Source organism: Saccharothrix sp. AJ9571, from assembly GCF_021725495.1.
Lineage (GTDB): Bacteria > Actinomycetota > Actinomycetes > Mycobacteriales > Pseudonocardiaceae > Amycolatopsis > Amycolatopsis magusensis.
In genome coordinates, this window is the sequence record NZ_CP091382.1 from 2194234 (window position 1) to 2209698 (window position 15465).

General features: G+C 70.5%; 18 protein-coding genes. 13 read left to right on the top strand and 5 right to left on the bottom strand.

Features of this window, described 5'->3' with window-relative positions:
- Positions 1-12 precede the first annotated feature (12 nt).
- Both L3Q67_RS09495 and L3Q67_RS09500 read right to left on the bottom strand, forming a co-directional pair.
- Positions 13-624: an HAD family hydrolase gene (locus L3Q67_RS09495; protein ID WP_499189168.1), complete on the bottom strand. Its 612-nt coding sequence runs from the start codon at positions 622-624 to the stop codon at positions 13-15.
- Positions 625-634: 10 nt separating this feature from the next.
- Complete coding sequence (locus tag L3Q67_RS09500) at positions 635-1669, bottom strand: threonine aldolase family protein (RefSeq protein WP_499189169.1); 1035 nt, start codon at positions 1667-1669, stop codon at positions 635-637.
- 148 nt (positions 1670-1817) lie between these two features.
- Here L3Q67_RS09500 and L3Q67_RS09505 point away from each other — a divergent pair, with 148 nt between their 5' ends.
- The 9 genes from L3Q67_RS09505 (at position 1818) to L3Q67_RS09545 (ending at position 9748) form a co-directional block, all read left to right on the top strand.
- Entirely contained in the window at positions 1818-2339 is a 522-nt protein-coding gene (locus tag L3Q67_RS09505) for a SigE family RNA polymerase sigma factor (protein WP_499189170.1), read from the top strand.
- On the top strand, positions 2332-3057 hold the full coding sequence (locus tag L3Q67_RS09510; protein ID WP_499189171.1) for a hypothetical protein: 726 nt from the start codon (positions 2332-2334) through the stop codon (positions 3055-3057). The genes L3Q67_RS09505 and L3Q67_RS09510 overlap by 8 nt, the downstream gene beginning before the upstream one ends.
- Positions 3058-3094: 37 nt before the next feature.
- Complete coding sequence (locus tag L3Q67_RS09515; protein WP_499189172.1) at positions 3095-3673, top strand: TetR/AcrR family transcriptional regulator; 579 nt, start codon at positions 3095-3097, stop codon at positions 3671-3673.
- 597 nt (positions 3674-4270) lie between these two features.
- A complete protein-coding gene (purB, locus tag L3Q67_RS09520) occupies positions 4271-5701 on the top strand; it encodes a lyase family protein (RefSeq protein WP_499189173.1) in 1431 nt (476 codons plus the stop codon).
- Between the two features lie 125 nt (positions 5702-5826).
- Positions 5827-6645 (top strand): substrate-binding periplasmic protein, encoded by an 819-nt coding sequence (locus tag L3Q67_RS09525; RefSeq protein WP_499189174.1) that lies wholly within the window; start codon positions 5827-5829, stop codon positions 6643-6645.
- 11 nt (positions 6646-6656) lie between these two features.
- Positions 6657-7424, top strand: a complete 768-nt coding sequence (locus L3Q67_RS09530; protein ID WP_499189175.1) for an ABC transporter substrate-binding protein — start codon at positions 6657-6659, stop codon at positions 7422-7424.
- On the top strand, positions 7425-8180 hold the full coding sequence (locus L3Q67_RS09535) for an amino acid ABC transporter permease (protein ID WP_499189176.1): 756 nt from the start codon (positions 7425-7427) through the stop codon (positions 8178-8180).
- Entirely contained in the window at positions 8177-8908 is a 732-nt protein-coding gene (locus tag L3Q67_RS09540) for an amino acid ABC transporter ATP-binding protein (protein ID WP_209663642.1), read from the top strand. Before L3Q67_RS09535 ends, L3Q67_RS09540 begins: the two co-directional genes overlap by 4 nt.
- A 9-nt stretch (positions 8909-8917) precedes the next feature.
- Positions 8918-9748, top strand: coding sequence for an MOSC domain-containing protein (locus L3Q67_RS09545; RefSeq protein WP_499189177.1), 831 nt, complete (start codon positions 8918-8920; stop codon positions 9746-9748).
- On the opposite strand, the gene L3Q67_RS09550 is transcribed toward L3Q67_RS09545, so the two are convergent.
- Positions 9688-10560 carry an SAM hydrolase/SAM-dependent halogenase family protein gene (locus L3Q67_RS09550; RefSeq protein ID WP_499189178.1) on the bottom strand — a complete coding sequence of 291 codons (873 nt, stop codon included), beginning with the start codon at positions 10558-10560 and terminating at the stop codon, positions 9688-9690. The two genes, L3Q67_RS09545 and L3Q67_RS09550, sit on opposite strands and share 61 nt — an antisense overlap.
- A 69-nt stretch (positions 10561-10629) precedes the next feature.
- On the opposite strand from L3Q67_RS09550, the gene L3Q67_RS09555 reads away from it, so the two are divergent.
- The 3 genes from L3Q67_RS09555 to L3Q67_RS09565 all read left to right on the top strand — a co-directional run bounded on the left by L3Q67_RS09555 (position 10630) and on the right by L3Q67_RS09565 (position 12495).
- Entirely contained in the window at positions 10630-10725 is a 96-nt protein-coding gene (locus L3Q67_RS09555; RefSeq protein ID WP_499189179.1) for a putative leader peptide, read from the top strand.
- A 97-nt stretch (positions 10726-10822) separates the two neighbouring features.
- Positions 10823-11743, top strand: coding sequence for a sulfite exporter TauE/SafE family protein (locus L3Q67_RS09560; protein ID WP_499189180.1), 921 nt, complete (start codon positions 10823-10825; stop codon positions 11741-11743).
- Between the two features lie 59 nt (positions 11744-11802).
- Positions 11803-12495, top strand: coding sequence for a DUF2334 domain-containing protein (locus L3Q67_RS09565; protein WP_499189181.1), 693 nt, complete (start codon positions 11803-11805; stop codon positions 12493-12495).
- 15 nt (positions 12496-12510) lie between these two features.
- On the opposite strand, the gene L3Q67_RS09570 is transcribed toward L3Q67_RS09565, so the two are convergent.
- Complete coding sequence (locus L3Q67_RS09570) at positions 12511-13146, bottom strand: MBL fold metallo-hydrolase (protein ID WP_499189182.1); 636 nt, start codon at positions 13144-13146, stop codon at positions 12511-12513.
- A 128-nt stretch (positions 13147-13274) separates the two neighbouring features.
- Positions 13275-14210, bottom strand: a complete 936-nt coding sequence (locus L3Q67_RS09575) for a DUF5937 family protein (protein WP_499189183.1) — start codon at positions 14208-14210, stop codon at positions 13275-13277.
- Positions 14211-14273: 63 nt separating this feature from the next.
- On the opposite strand from L3Q67_RS09575, the gene L3Q67_RS09580 reads away from it, so the two are divergent.
- On the top strand, positions 14274-15443 hold the full coding sequence (locus tag L3Q67_RS09580) for an MFS transporter (RefSeq protein WP_499189184.1): 1170 nt from the start codon (positions 14274-14276) through the stop codon (positions 15441-15443).
- Positions 15444-15465: the final 22 nt, after the last annotated feature.

Genomic DNA, 15465 nt, shown 5'->3' on the forward strand with positions numbered 1-15465 from the left:
TGGTGCCGCTCGTCAACTGAACGGCAGCGGCCCCGCAGCACTCTTCCAGCCCAACTGCGACCGCGCTCCCGCGCTGCCGATCCACCTTTCGGCGTGCAATCCAGCAGCGATCGCACCATCGACATTCGTCTGGCGGTCGTCGAAGAAGAGGCATTCTTCACCGGGTGCACCGAGCCGGTCCAGCAATGCGGCGAAAATCGCCGGATCGGGTTTGAGCACGCCGAGGTCACCGGAAAAGATCAAGTGCCGGAAATGCCGTGCCCACTCCTGCTCTTCCACCCAGCGGCCCATGGACGACGAGGCATTGGACAGCAGGGCCAGCGGCACGCCTGCCTCGTCCAGTTCGGCCAACAGGGCCAGGGTTTCCGGGTCAGTGCGTGACCAGCCCTCGATGTCCAGCGCGGTGAGTTCCGCCGAACGGGTGTCATCCACCTCGGTGCCGAGTTCGGCGCCGATCGCGCACCAGTATTCGAGGTCGCTGCCGCCCGCGTCGAAGTCGTCGCGGTATTTCCAGTAGACCGGCTCGAAGTCGCCGAGCGAAGCGCCGAAACGCGTGGCGAGTTCCGGCAGTGCTTCCGTGCGTTGCACGATCACTTCACCGAAGTCGAAGACCACCCAGTTCATCGTGTTCCTTTCACTGACCGGCAACGGATTTGATCCGGCGGAGCGCCTCGTCGATATCCGGCGCGGAAACGTCGCGGTGGGTCACGAACCGCACCTTGCCCGCCATCGGCGAGGCGAGCACGCCCGCGTTCTCCAGCCGGGAAATGGTCAGCGGCACGTCCGGGACCCCGGCCAGCACGATGTTCGTCTGCGGCGCGCCGACCGTCCAGCCGATCTCCGCCAGCCCCTCGGCCAGCCGCCGCGCGTTCTCGTGGTCCTGGGCGAGGTCGTCCATGTTGTCCAGCGCACGCAGGCAGGCCGCGGCGAGCACGCCGCCCTGGCGGACCCCGCCGCCGAGCATCTGACGCATCCGCCGGGCCTGCTCGATGAACTCGCGGCCGCCGACGAGCGCGGAGCCGACCGGCGCGCCGAGGCCCTTGCTGTAGCAGACCGACACGGTGTCGGCCCCGACGGCGAGCGCGGCCACCGGCAGGTCGAGCGCGACGGCGGCGTTCCACAGCCGTGCGCCGTCCAGGTGCACCTTGAGCCCGGCTTCCTTCGCCGTGGCGGCCAGTTGCGCGTGCTCGTGCGGCGGGATCACCGAGCCGCCCGCGGCGTTGTGGGTGTTCTCCAGGCAGAGCAGCGTGGTCCGCAGCAGCAGGTAGCTGTTGTCGCGCGGGCCGATCGCCCTGGCCAGCGAGGCCGCCGTCGGGCGGCCGGGACCGGCGTCGGGTTCGAGCGGCTCGGGCATGCCACCGGCCAGCCACGCCGAGGTGCCCAGCTCGCGCACCAGGACGTGGGCGTCGCGCGGGGCGAGGAAGCGGTCACCGCGGCCGAGGTAGAGGGTCAGCGCGATGACGTTCGCCATGGTCCCGCTCGGCACCCAGAGCGCGGCGGGCAGGCCGAGCAGTTCGGCGGTGCGCTCCTCGAGCTGCCGCATGGTGGGGTCGACGTCGATCACCGCGTCCCCGACCTCGGCGGAGGCCATCGCGGCGCGCATGGTTTCATCCGGGCGGGTGACGGTGTCCGATCGAAGGTCGATGGTCGGGCTCGTTGCGAAGGTCACGGGCGGATCACACCATATCGTTCGTTGCGCTTTCAAACGTTCCGGTGGAATCACGGTTCCGGTGGATCCGTTCGCGAACCCGTGCAACCGTGGACGGACCCGGTTCCGTCTACCCTATCGAACACCCGAGGAGCGGAGAGCCGACCGCGTGGACCAGCGCGAGGAGCAGGAGTTCGCGGAGTACTTCGCCGCCAAGCGGGACTCCGTGCGTAGAACCGCGTACATGCTCTGCGGCGACTGGCACCGCGCGGACGATCTCGCGCAGACGGCGTTCGTCTCGCTGCACCGGCGGTGGCGGAAGATCCGCGACCGCGCGGCGACCGACGCCTACCTGCGCAAGACGCTGGTCCGTGCCTCGATCGACGAGTCACGGCGGCCGTGGCGGCGGGAGCGGCAGGTGGAAGAGCTGCCGGAACCCGCCGGTCAGGGCGGCCCCCGGCTCGACGATCAGGTCGCGACCAGGGAGGACCTCCTGGCCGGGCTGCGCGGGGTGCCGTCGAGGCAGCGGGCGGTGCTGGTGCTCCGGTACTTCGAGGGGCTGGACGTCAGCGGCGCCGCGAAGGCGCTGGGGTGTTCCGAAGGGACGGTGAAGAGCCAGACCGCCCGCGGGTTGGAGAACCTGCGGAAGGTACTGGGTGGACTCGGTGAGGAGGTGGACTCCCGTGGATGACCGGCAGCTCGAGACGTTGTTCCGCGACGCGCCGGGTGAGCCCCCCGAGCCGACGTTCGACCTCGGCCGGGTGACCAGGGCGTCACACCGGGCGAAGGTGCGCAGGCGCAACGCGGTTTCGGCGGTTTGCGGCGCCGTCCTGGTGGTACTCGTGGGTGCCGGGGTGATCACGGGCGTCCGCGAGAGCGGGGACGAGATGTCCGCGGCGGCGCCCGCTTCGACCGAAGAGGTGAACGGCAACACCCAGTTGGGCCCCATGGGGCAACCTGGGGACCGGCCCGGACGTCCACCGGTCGCGGCACCAGAAAGCTTCCCGTCCGACTCGCCCATGCAGGGGGGCGAGACGACCGGGGAGACCGGCCCTCGGGCCGAAGGCACCTTCGGGTGCGACCAGGCGGACCGGGAGCTCGCCACCGCCCTCGCTGGCGAGCTCCCGGTCCCCGCCCCGGACGGGACGGCGATGCCCGGTCGCGTGTGCTCGACGGATTTCCGGTCTGCCTCATTCCCGGTCAACGGCGGGGTGGTGTCCGCGTCGGTGGTGCCCGCCGGGCTCTCGCTGACCCTGGCCACCCAACCGGAGGGGACGCTGCGCGCGGAGGCCCAGTCACCGACCGGCGCGACCGTGCTGGTGCTGAGCATCCCGGCCGCCGGTTCGACCGACGCCCCGTTCGCCAAGGACATGCAGGGTGTCGCCGACGCGCTCGCGAAGCGGTTCTGACCGGCCGGCGCGTGGCGGACTGGCAAAATGTCCGCCCATGACCACTGCCGCGAGCACGCCGAAGGGTGAGCGCCGCCGCGCCGCGCTCATCGAGGCGGCTTCGCAGCTGCTGGCCGAGAGCGGTTTCGACGCGATCCGCCACCGGGCCGTGGCCGAACGCGCGGGGTTGCCGCTGGCCTCCACCACGTACTACTTCGACTCGCTCGAGGAACTGGTGACCGCGGCCGTCGAGCACCACTCGCGGCTCGAACTGGTGCAGGGCAGGCAGTGCCTGGAGGAGACCGGGGACCGCTCGCTGGTCGACCTGGTGCTGGAACTGCTGCTCGGCCCGAAGCGGGACGACCGCGAAGCCGACGCCGAAGCGGTGTTGCTGCGGTACGAACGCCTGGTCGCCACGGGACGGCGGAAGTACCTGCGCCCCCTGATGCGGACCCTCTCGGCGGAGCTGGACCACCTGCTCCTGGAAATCTTCGCCCGCTCCGGCACGCCGGTGGACGCCGCCGAGCTGGAACGCCTGGTCGCCCTGGTCGACGGCGCCGTGGTGAACGCCCTGATCGAAATCGACCCGGACCCGAGAGCGGTGGCCGGTCGCATGCTGCGGGAAGCCCTGTCGTAGTTGTCCACACTCAGCTCCACCTGTGGACAACCTCTGTGGACAACGGGGATGCGTGGGTGGGGGGCGGTAGACTGGGCTTGGGGACGCCCCCCGAGGTGGGTGGGGGGATGTACTCGGTGTTCTGGCTGGGGGCCACCCCCGGATTTTTAGTGTGACTACGGCGAAGGTCTCCAGGTCAAGGCGGGAACGATGCCTTGACCTGGAGACCTTCGCCGTGTTTTTGGCTGGGGACCGGGGATGGGGAGGGCTGGGTGGGCTTGGGGGCAAGTTTTGGTGCCCGGCTTTCTTTGGGCGGGGATGGTGGGGTTCCTGGCTTTCCTTTGAAGGGGGCGGGCGAGGTTCTCGGCTCGCGGTTTGGCGGGCGGCCTGGGGGCGAGTGAGGTGCCCCGCGTTCCTTTTGAAAGGGCGGGTGGTCTTGGGGCGAGTGAGGCTCCCGGGTTTCGGTCTGAAGGGGGTTGCCTTCCGGAGGGGAGGGTGAGGGCGTCGGGGGGTGTCACGAATGTGGCTTTCGGGACGCAGGACGTCTCGAAAGCCACATTCGTGACATGAGGCACGGGCACCCCGGGAGGTTGGGTGATCGGGGGATAGCCTGAGCCGGTGAGTGAGAAGCCCTCCATCCCCAATGTGCTCGCCGCCCGTTACGCCTCCGCTGAGCTGGTCGCGTTGTGGTCCCCGGAGAACAAGGTCCGGCTCGAGCGTGAGCTGTGGCTCGCGGTGCTCCGCGCCCAGCGCGAGCTCGGGGTCGAGGTGCCCGACGGGGTGATCGAGGACTACGAGCGCGTGCTCGGCCAGGTCGACCTCGCGTCCATCGCCGAGCGGGAGCGGGTCACCCGTCACGATGTGAAGGCTCGCATCGAGGAGTTCAACGCGCTCGCCGGGCACGAGCACGTGCACAAGGGGATGACCTCCCGCGACCTCACCGAGAACGTCGAGCAGCTCCAGCTCAAGCGTTCCCTCGAGCTCGTCCGCGGGCGCGTCGTCGCGGTGTTGGGCAAGTTGGCGAGCCTCGCCGTCGAGCACACGGATCTGGTGATGGCCGGCCGCTCGCACAACGTCGCCGCGCAGGCGACCACGTTGGGCAAGCGCTTCGCCACCGCCGCCGACGAGTTGCTGGTGGCGTACGACCGCCTCGAGAACCTGCTCGAGCGCTACCCGCTGCGGGGCATCAAGGGGCCGGTCGGCACCGGGCAGGACATGCTCGACCTGCTCGGCGACAAGTCCACTTTGGACGAACTCGAAGCGAAGGTGGCCACCCATCTCGGCTTCACCAACCGGTTCGACAGCGTCGGCCAGGTGTACCCGCGCTCACTGGACTTCGACGTGCTGTCCACTGTGGTCCAGCTCGCCGCGGCGCCGTCCAGTCTGGCCAAGACGATCCGCCTGATGGCCGGGCACGAGCTGGTCACCGAGGGCTTCAAGGCCGGGCAGGTCGGCTCCTCGGCCATGCCGCACAAGATGAACACCCGCTCCTGCGAGCGGGTCAACGGCCTCGCCGTCGTCCTGCGCGGGTACCTGTCGATGATCGGCGAACTCTCCGGCGACCAGTGGAACGAGGGCGACGTCTCCGATTCCGTGGTGCGCCGCGTCGCGCTGCCCGACGCGTTCTTCGCGCTGGACGGCCTCTTCGAGACCTTCCTCACGGTGCTCACCGAGTTCGGCGCCTACCCGGCCGTCGTCGACCGTGAGCTCGCTCGCTACCTGCCGTTCCTGGCCACCACCAAGGTGCTGATGGCCGCGGTGCGGGCGGGCGTCGGCCGTGAGACCGCGCACGAGGCGATCAAGGAGAACGCGGTCGCCGTCGCGCTGGCCATGCGCGAGGAGGGCACCGGCGAGAACAACCTCGTCGCGCGCCTCGCCGCCGACGAGCGGATCCCGCTGGACGCCGGTGAGCTGGAGAAACTGCTCGCCGACCGCATCTCGTTCACCGGGGTCGCCACGGCCCAGGTCGGCGCGGTGGTCAAGCGCGTCGAGGGCGTGCTGCGGCGCTTCCCCGAGCACGCGGACTATGCGCCGGCGCCCATCCTCTAGACCTCCTGTGAGCAAGCGCACCGGGGCGTGTCCACGGTGTGGGACGGCATTTCCGGAACGGGCGAAATCCTTAGTGTTGGCGCGAACCTGCCGCGCCGACGCGCGCCCGAACCCCGGAAAGAAGCATGAGATCCACGCTGTCCAGAACCCTTGCCATCGCCACCGCGCTGCTCGCACTGGCCGGCTGCGGGTCGTCCGCCGGTGACCCCGCCGGGCAGACCCTGCGGGTCGGCACCCTCGCCGACGCGCCGCCGTCGATCTACCTGGAGAACGGCACCTTCACCGGCTACGACAACGAGCTGCTGCGCGACATCGCCCGCCGCGAGGGCTTTTCGGTGGAGTTCGTCGGCACCGAGTTCGCCAGTCTGCTGGCCAGCGTGAACAACGGGACCTTCGACATCGGCAGTTCCACCATCTCCACCACCGACGAGCGCAAGAAGACCGTCGCCTTCTCCAACGGCTACAGCACCGGCTTCACCACGATCGTGACGAAGAAGGACGCTGGGCTGAAGGAGATCCCGCAGTTTTCCGGCAAGCGCCTCGGGGTGGTCCAGGCCTCCGTGCAGGACGATTTCGCGAGCAAGAAGGTCGCCGGCGCCGAGGTGGTGCGCTTCCCGGACTACAACGCCGGTTTCGCGCAGCTCCGCAACGGCACGCTCGACGGCTGGGTGGTGCCCAAGGACATCGGGCAGAAGTACCTCGACCAGAACCCGGACGTGCCGCTGGAGTTCGGCTACACGGTCGAGACCAAGGACACCCCGTCCGCGTTCGCCGTGCGCAAGGACAACAAGGAACTGCTGGACAAGCTCAACCGGGGCCTGTCCGCGGCCATCGCCGACGGCACGGTCCAGCGCCTGCACGGGCAGTTCTTCAAGACCGAGCCGCTGCCCGCCGAGCTGGTGCCGGGCGGTCCCGGCCTGCCGGTGCCGAACCCGGGTCTCTGAGGGGAATGACGATGAAGAAGGCACTGCTCGCCACCCTTTCCGCCGCGCTGCTGCTCACCGCGTGCAGCGGCGGCGACGATGGTTCCGCCGCACTGCGTGTCGGCACGCTCAGTGACGCGCCGCCGAACATCTACCTGGAGAACGGCAACTACACCGGTTTCGACAACGAGTTGCTCAAGGCCATCGCGGCCAAGCAGAACCTCCAGCTCGAGTTCTCCGCGACCGAGTTCTCCGCGCTGCTCGGCCAGGTCGCCAACGGCCAGTTCGACCTCGCCAGCTCCGCGATCGCGCAGACCGATGAGCGCAAGAAGAACGTCGACTTCTCCGCGCCCTACAACTACGAGGTGATGAGCATCCAGGCCAAGGAGGGCTCGCCGGTCACCGACGAGAACTCGCTGGCGGGCAAGCGGGTCGCGGTGATCCAGGCGACCGTCGGCGACAAGTGGCTGACCTCGACCGTGCCCGCCGCACAGGCGGTGCGCTTCCCCGACTACGCCGCCGCGCTCACCGCGCTGAAGACCGGCTCGGTCGAGGCCTACATCCTCGACCTGACCATCGCGGAGAAGAACGTCACCGACAACCCCGACGCGAAGCTCAAGGTGGTCAAGCCGTTCACCACCGACGTGCCGCACGGGTTCGCCGTGCGCAAGGGCAACACCGAGCTGCTCGGCAAGCTGAACGAGGGGCTCGAGCAGGTGATCGCCGACGGCACCTGGGCGCGGCTGCACCAGCAGTTCCTGCCCACCGCACCGGCCGCTCCCGAGTTCAAGGCGTCCTGAGTGGACGTTCTGCTGGACACCTTCCTCAACTGGGAGTACATCTGGGCGGTCTTCCCGGAGCTGCTGGGGACCGGCCTGCTGAACACGCTCATCTTCGCCGTCTCCTCGGCGCTGCTGGGCACCCTGCTCGGCATGGTGCTCGCGGTGATGGGCCTGTCGGCGAAGTGGTGGCTGCGCTGGCCCGCCCGGGTGTACACCGACATCTTCCGCGGCCTGCCCGCCATCCTGACGATCCTGCTGATCGGCCAGGGGCTCGGCGTGCTGGCGCGGGACATCGTCGGCAACAACCCGTACCCGCTGGGCATCCTGGCGCTGAGCCTGATCGCCGCCGCCTACATCGGCGAGATCTTCCGCTCCGGCATCCAGAGTGTCGAAAAAGGACAGTTGGAGGCCAGCCGCGCGCTCGGCATGGGCTACGGCAAGGCGATGCTGCTGGTGGTCATCCCGCAGGGCGTGCGGCGGGTGCTGCCCGCGCTGGTGAACCAGTTCATCGCGCTGATCAAGGACTCCAGCCTGGTCTACTTCCTCGGCCTGCTGTCCTCGCAGCGCGACCTGTTCCGGATCGGCCAGGACCTCGCGGCGAACACCGGCAACCTCTCGCCGCTGGTCGCCGCCGGGTTCCTGTACCTGGTGATCACCGTGCCGCTGACGCACCTGGTCAACTTCATCGACAAGCGCCTGCGCCAGGGACGCAAGATCGACCGGCGCGACGAGGACGAGCTGGACCTGGTGGCCGGCGGGAAGGTCGGCCCATGAGCGGCGCGGCGAGTGTGGAACTGCGCGACATCCACGTGTCCTTCGGCACGCTCGAGGTGCTGCGCGGGGTCGACCTGCGGGTCGGCAAGGGCGAGACCACCTGCGTGATCGGCCCGTCCGGCTCCGGGAAGTCCACCCTGCTGCGGGTGGTCAACCGGCTGCAGGAGCCGGATTCCGGCGACATCCTGCTCGACGGCGAGAGCGTGGTGGCCACCGACGCCGATCAGCTGCGCCGGCGCGTGGGCATGGTGTTCCAGCACTTCAACCTGTTCCCGCACCGGACCGTGCTGGACAACATCACCCTGCCGCTGCGCAGCGTGAAGCGGCTGGACAAGGCCGAGGCGGAGCAGGTCGCACGCGACCGGCTGGCCGAGGTCGGCCTGGCCGACAAGGCGCCCTACCGGCCCGCGGCGTTGTCCGGCGGGCAGCAGCAGCGGGTGGCCATCGCCAGGGCGCTGGCGATGGACCCCGAGGTGATGCTGTTCGACGAGGCCACCAGCGCGCTGGACCCGGAGCTGGTCAAGGGCGTGCTGGAGCTGATGGCCGGGCTCGCCGAGCGCGGGCTGACCCTGCTGGTGGTGACCCACGAGATGGGCTTCGCGCGGCAGGTCGCCGATCACGTCGCGTTCATGGACCACGGCCGGATCGTCGAACTGGGTGAACCGGCGCAGGTCTTCGAGGAGCCGGAGAGCCCGCGGTTGCAGCGGTTCCTCTCGCAGGTCCTTTAGCCTGGTGGCGTGGCCCGTATCGCGAAGCTCGTCCACTACCCGGTGAAGGGGTGCGGCGGCGTCGAGCTGTCCGTCGCCGAGGTGACCGCCGCCGGGATCCGGCACGACCGCACCTTCATGGCGGCCGCGCCGGACGGCACCTTCCGCAGCCAGCGCCGCTACCCGGTGCTGGCCGCGGTCCGGGTCGAGGTGCTCGACGACGGCGCCCGGCTGCGCCTGCGCGCGCCGGGCGTCGAGGACCTCGTGCACGAGGTCGCCGTGGACGGCACGCGGCACGCGGCCTCGGTGTTCACCTTCGAAGGCAAGGGCGTGCACCAGGGCGCCGAGGCCGCCGAGTGGTTCTCCACGGTGCTCGGCGAGCCGTCGGTGTTCCTCCGGGTCACGCCCGAGCACGAACGGGTGACCAGCGGGCTGACCGCGGGCACCGCCGCCTTCGCCGACGGCCACGCCGTGCTGGTGGTCTCGGAGTCCTCTTTGGACTCGCTCAACGAGCGCATCGCCTCGGCGGGCGGGGACCCGGTGCCGATGAACCGGTTCCGCGCCAACATCGTGGTCGCGGGCTGGGCCGAACCGCACGTCGAAGACACCGTGCGCACCTTCGCCGCCGGTGGCGTCGAACTGGCCTACGCGAAGAAGTGCCTGCGCTGCACGGTCCCGCTGGTCGACCAGGAGACCGGCGAGCGCGCCGGTTCCGAGCCGATCCGCTCGCTGGCCAAGTACCGCCGGGTGCCGGCCGGCAAGATCGCCTTCGGCATGAAGGCCGCCGTGGTGCGGCCCGGTCAGCTCGCCGTGGGCGACGCGGTCACCGTGCAGACCTGGGACGCCGAACCTCCCGAGTAGTTCGGGGGTGCGGGGGTCGTCCCCCGTGCGGACCACGCGGGGTGAAGGCCGAGTGACGCGGCCGCCGAACCGCCGTTGACCGCCACCGCCAGCTGCTCGGCCGAGTCGGTGAACAGCACGCCCTCACCCGGTGGCAGGTCCGCGAAGGTGCGCCCGCGGCTCACGACCAGCTCGTGCGCACCACAGCGCACGACCAGGAACCCGGACAGTTCGGCCAGGTCGAGGTCCAACGCGGTGGCGGCGAGTTGCACGTTGCCGAACCGGTCCACCGTCAGCACCTCGGAGACCAGCTGACCCGGGCGGGCTAGCACCTTGGGGTCGGGCAGCCGGACCAGGTCGGACACCGGCTCGCCGAAGTCCGCCGGATCCGCGCCCAGCGCCAGGTGCGCGGCGGCGGGCGCGAAGATGTCGCGACCGTGGAAGGTGGCCGACACCTGCCGCAACCGGTACCGGGGCTCGGTCAGCTGGTAGGCCGCGCGCACCCCGCCGAGTGCTTCGGCCGCGGGCAGCAGCAGGCCGTTGTCCGGCCCGACCAGCAGCCCGCGGTCGGTCACCACGACCACGCCGAGCCTGCTGGTGCCGACGCCGGGGTCGACCACCGCCAGGTGCACGGCTTCGGGCAGGTAGGGCACGGTCTGGGCGAGCACGGCCGAGCCGTGGCGCACGTGCTGCGGGGGAATGGCGTGGCTCACGTCGAGCACGCGGACGAGGGTCGCGCGCTGGGCGATCACCCCGCGGCAGGCCGCGACGAAACCGTCGTCGAGGCCGTAGTCGGTGGTGAAGGAAATCCAGTCATAGGCCGTTCGGGGCATTTTTCTCCGCACCGCTCACCATCTGGGAAGTGCTGGAACAGCACGTGGACGTCTGGGACCATCGTGATCGTGACGACGCAGGTGCACCTCCTCGATGTAGTCGCGCTGGTCCAGCGCAGGCACATCGATCTCGTGCGCGTCGATTCCGCTCTCTGCCGCCGCTGACCCGCGGCCCTCTTCGTTCAGTCGAATTCTTCCTTTCTCCCTCCCCGTTCACGGCGGTTCCGGCAATCGTGCCGCCATCCTGCGAACCGAGGTTCCCATGCGCACGTTCCTGTTGTTCGGATTGGCTGGCCTGCTGGCCCAGCTCGTCGACGGCACCCTGGGCATGGCGTTCGGGGTGACGGCCACGACGACCCTGCTCGCGGTCGGGACCGCCCCGGCCGCCGCGTCGGCCGCGGTGCACCTGGCGGAGGTCGGCACGTCGCTGGCCTCGGGCCTGTCGCACTGGAAGTTCAAGAACATCGACTGGCGCACGGTGGGCATCCTGGCCCTGCCCGGCGCGATCGGCGCGGTGCTCGGCGCCTACGTGCTGACCTCACTGTCCACAGAGGACGCGACGGTGTGGATCACGCTGATCCTGCTGCTGCTCGGGCTCTACGTGCTGATCCGGTTCTCCTTCCTGAAGCTCAGCAAGCTGATCACCGGCACTCGGCCGGGCGCCAAGTTCCTCGCCCCGCTCGGCCTGGTGGCCGGGTTCGTCGACGCCACCGGCGGCGGTGGCTGGGGCCCGGTGGCGACCACCACGCTGCTCTCGTCGGGACGGCTGGAGCCGCGCAAGGTGGTCGGCTCGGTGGACACCTCGGAGTTCATCGTCGCGCTGGCGGCGAGCCTCGGCTTCCTGTTCACCCTGTCGCAGGAGGACAACCTCAACTACACCGTGGTGCTCGGGCTGATGATCGGTGGCATCATCGCCGCGCCGGTGGCCGCCTGGCTGGTCCGCCACCTCCCGCCGCGCCTGCTGGGCGCGCTGGCCGGTGGCCTGATCGTGTTCACCAACGCACGCACCCTGCTCAAGGAGTTCGGTGCCGCGGACTGGGTCTACACGGTCACCTACGCCGCGATCGTGGTCCTGTGGGCGGTCGGCGTCTTCGCCGCGGTCCGGTCGCTGCGCGAGGAGCGCAAGCTCAACGCGGCCGCCGGCGAGGACGACGCCCCCACCAAGGAACCCGTCGTGCAGTAGTTCCTGCCCCGCCTCCGGGAAGTCACCTCGCGGTCACTCCCGGCGCGCTTACTGGGCGGGTGGACACCAAGCTGCTCGTTTCCCTTTCCGGCATGAACCCGAGGACGCTGCACCGCTGCGCCGAGCTGGCCGAAGAGCTGGATCGGCGCAGCGTGCCGCTGTCCATGCTGTGCACTCCGTCGACCGGGGTGACGTCCTGGCTCAAGCAGCGCGTCGACCGCGGTGACGACCTGCTGCTGCACGGCTACGACCACACCGTCCCGCCCACGCACCGCACGGTGAACCTCGGGCGCAAGGCGGAGTTCGCCGCGCTGCCCGCGCACGAGGCGCGCCTGCGGCTGATCGCCGCGACGGCCCAGCTCGACCACGCCGGCCTGCGCACCGAGGGGTTCGCCCCGCCGCGCTGGCTGGCTTCGCGCGGCACGCTGGCCGCCCTGCGGGAACGCGGCTTCCGCTTCTGCGCCGACGTCACCTCGATCCGGGACCTGGAGACCGGCGAGGTGCGGCGGGCGCGGGTGCACGGTTTCGGCAGCCAGAAGCAGCGGACCGAGACCCTGCGCTGCTTCGCGCTCGTCCTCACCGCCGCCCGCGTGGCCCGCCGGGGTGGCTTGCTGCGCCTGGGCGTGGACGCCAGCGACCTGCTGCGCCCCAGCCGCCGCCAGGCCTTCCTCGACGCCGTCGACGTGGCACTGGAAACCGGCGCGCGGGGTGCGACTTATGGGCTGGTCGCCGCACCAGCACGCGTGGCCTAGGACGAGTGCCCACCGCTACAGCCGCGTCGGTTCGCCCTCGCGGAGCGGGCGGACCTCGGTTCCTTCCGGGCCCAGGTTCGTGAACATGCCGTACATCATTTCCGGCATGGCCAGGATCTTCTCGTGGATCGGCACCGCCACGCGGGGGCTCACCGCCCGCAGGAAGTCGATGCCCTCCGAGGCCTTCAGCCACGGCGCCGCCGTCGGCAGGCCCAGCACGTCGATCTGCTGGTCGGGCACGAAAAGCGCGTCGCCGGGGTGGTAGAAGGCGCCGTCGGCGAGCAGGTAGCCGACGTTCGGCACGGCGGGCAGGTCGCGGTGGATCTCCGCGTGGTGCCCGCCGACCACGTCGACCTCGGTGTCGCCGAAGGTGAAGGTGTCGCCCGGCAGCGCCGTCCGCGACTCGAGCCCCAGCTTCTCCACGGCCTCCTGCGAACCCGGGTCGATGATCAGCTTGGCACCGGGGTTCGCCTTGAGCAGCGCGGGCAGGCGATCGCCGTCGAGGTGGTCGAAGTGCTGGTGGGTGATCAGCACCGCATCCAGGTCGCGGACGTCCTCGAACCCACGCGAAAACGTGCCCGGGTCGAACAGGATCCGCGCGCCGTCCGTCTCGGCCAGCACACAAGAATGTCCAAAATGGACGAATTGCATCTCGTCATCCCTTGTCTCATCGGGTACTTCTCAGGCTAGCCGCTGTCCTGCAAGTCACGCTCGCGGTCTCCGCGCCCAGGCGGCCCCTGGCGGCACGAAGCCCATCGACCAGACTCACAGGACAGCGCCTAGGCCCCGACCAGGTCAGCGCCAAGTCGAGTGCGGGCGTACCGGACCGACCGGCCGGTGCGGGTGGCCGTCAGCAGCCCGGCCCCGGCCAGCGCGCCCAGGTGATCGGACACCGTGCCGGGCGCCAGGCCCAGCCGCCGGGCCAGCGCGGTGGTGGTCGACGGCTCGGCGAGCACCTGCAGCAGCAGCGCCCTGGTGCGCCCGAGCACCGCCACCAGCCGCGGGTCCGGGTCCTGCGCCGGCCGCCACAGCTTCGCCACCCCGCGTGCCGGGTACAGCAGCGACGGCTGCCACGGCGGCACCAGGATCACCCCGACCTTCGGCCAGGCGAACACGCTCGGCAGCAGCAGGAGTCCGCGCTCGTCGAGCGGCGTGCGCGCCCGGGTCGCGCTTTCCACGGTCAGCACGTCACCGGTGAGCTTCACCCGTGAGTGCAGATCGGCCAGCGCCAGTTCGATGCCGCCTTCGCCGAGGCGCCGGGTGCGGTGGTCGATGTCGGCGGCCAGCACCTCGTGCAGGCGCGGCCACTGCGGCTCGATCAGCTCGTGCCAGGCCAGTTCCAGCTGGTCACCGAGCAGATCGCGGGCCTGCGCCGGGTCCTCGGGCAGGTCGCTCAGATCGGCGTCGACCATCGCCAGCTCCAGCGCGACCTGCTCGGGTGGGGTCCGGCGCAGCTCCGCCAACTGGGCTTCGACGGTCGTGCGCGGGCTCTGCGGCGGCGGGCTGAGGAACTCGGTGATGTACCGGGTCGCGCTCAGCACGGTGCGCAGTTCCTTGATCGGCAACCCGTGCGGCGCGGTGCTCAACCACGGGCCGTACGCGGGATGACGACGGACGCCCTGCAGCACCTGGACGGCGCCGAGCACCTCTTCGAGCGGGGAGATCGCGAACCGCAGTCGCTGCGCCCCGGTGGCGGTGAGCACCAGCTCGATCATCGCGTCCTTTCGGCCATAGCCGAATCATTATCGCTCATCGGGACCGCCGAACAGGCTCTTCGCATGACGACCACCACCGAGAGCCTGCTGCGTCACCGCGCCTATTGGCGCTGGTCGATGGGGGTGCAGCTGGCGCGGTTACCGGCCACCATGGCACCGCTCGCGTTCACCGTGCTGACCACCGCGACCACCGGCTCCTACCGCCTCGGCGGCGTGATGATGGCCGTCTTCGTGGTCGCCGAACTCGCCGGTTCAGTGCCCGCGGGACGACTGCTCGACCGGATCGGGCCGTCACGCGGGCTGGTGGCCTTCCTGCTGTGCGCGGCGCTCGGCCTCGGCGCGCTGGCGTTCGCGGCCTCGGCGGGTGCGTCGCCGGCCGTGTTGCTGGTGCTGGTCGTGCTGCCGGGCACGATCGCGGGCGGGTTGTCCGGCGGGTTCCGCTCGCTGCTCGCGGGCACGGTCTCCGGTCCGCTGCTGCCGCGGGCGGTCTCGGTCGACGCCATGCTGATCGACGTGGTGATCATCGGCGGGCCGCTGCTGGTCGCGCTGCTCACCACGGTCCACGCGGTGCTGCCGATCGCCGCGATGGCGGTGGTCTTCGCGCTCGCCGCGCTGCTGGTGCCACGCCGGGAAGCACCGGTGCCGGTCGCCGGCGAGCGGCCGCCCCTGCCGATCCGCGCGGCCGTGCCCTGGCTGGCCTGCCAGTTCACCATCGGCCACCTGCTGTCCACGGTCGAAGTCGCGCCCTACGCGCTCGCGCAGCGGCTCGGGGCCGCGGAAGGCGCGGCGGCGCTGATCATCACCGTGCTCTCCGGCGCCAGCATCGCCGGTGGCGTGCTGTACGCCTGGCGTGGCATCCGGCTGACCGTGGCGCCGCGGGTGCAGGCGATCACGCTCCTCACCGGCTTCATCGCGGGCGGCTGCACGGTGGCGCTCGACCTCGGCTGGCCGGGGCTGCTCACCGGGGTGGCGCTGATCGGGTTCTGCACCGGTCCGCTGGTCACCGTGGCTTCGGTGCAGATGCAGGGGCTGCTGCCGGAGGGCCGCCGGTCGGAGGGGTTCTCGCTGACGTTCGTGGTGCAGGCGAGCGGGTTCGGCATCGGGTCGCTGACGGTCGGCGTGCTGCCGCTGTGGCTGGCGCCGGTGTTCGGCGTGGCCAGCGCGGTGCTCGCCTGTGCCATCCTGGGAAGAGGCCCCGCCAGAGTAGTTGGCACACCGCCAGCAACCTCGTAGCCTGGGGTCCCCCGACCCGAGT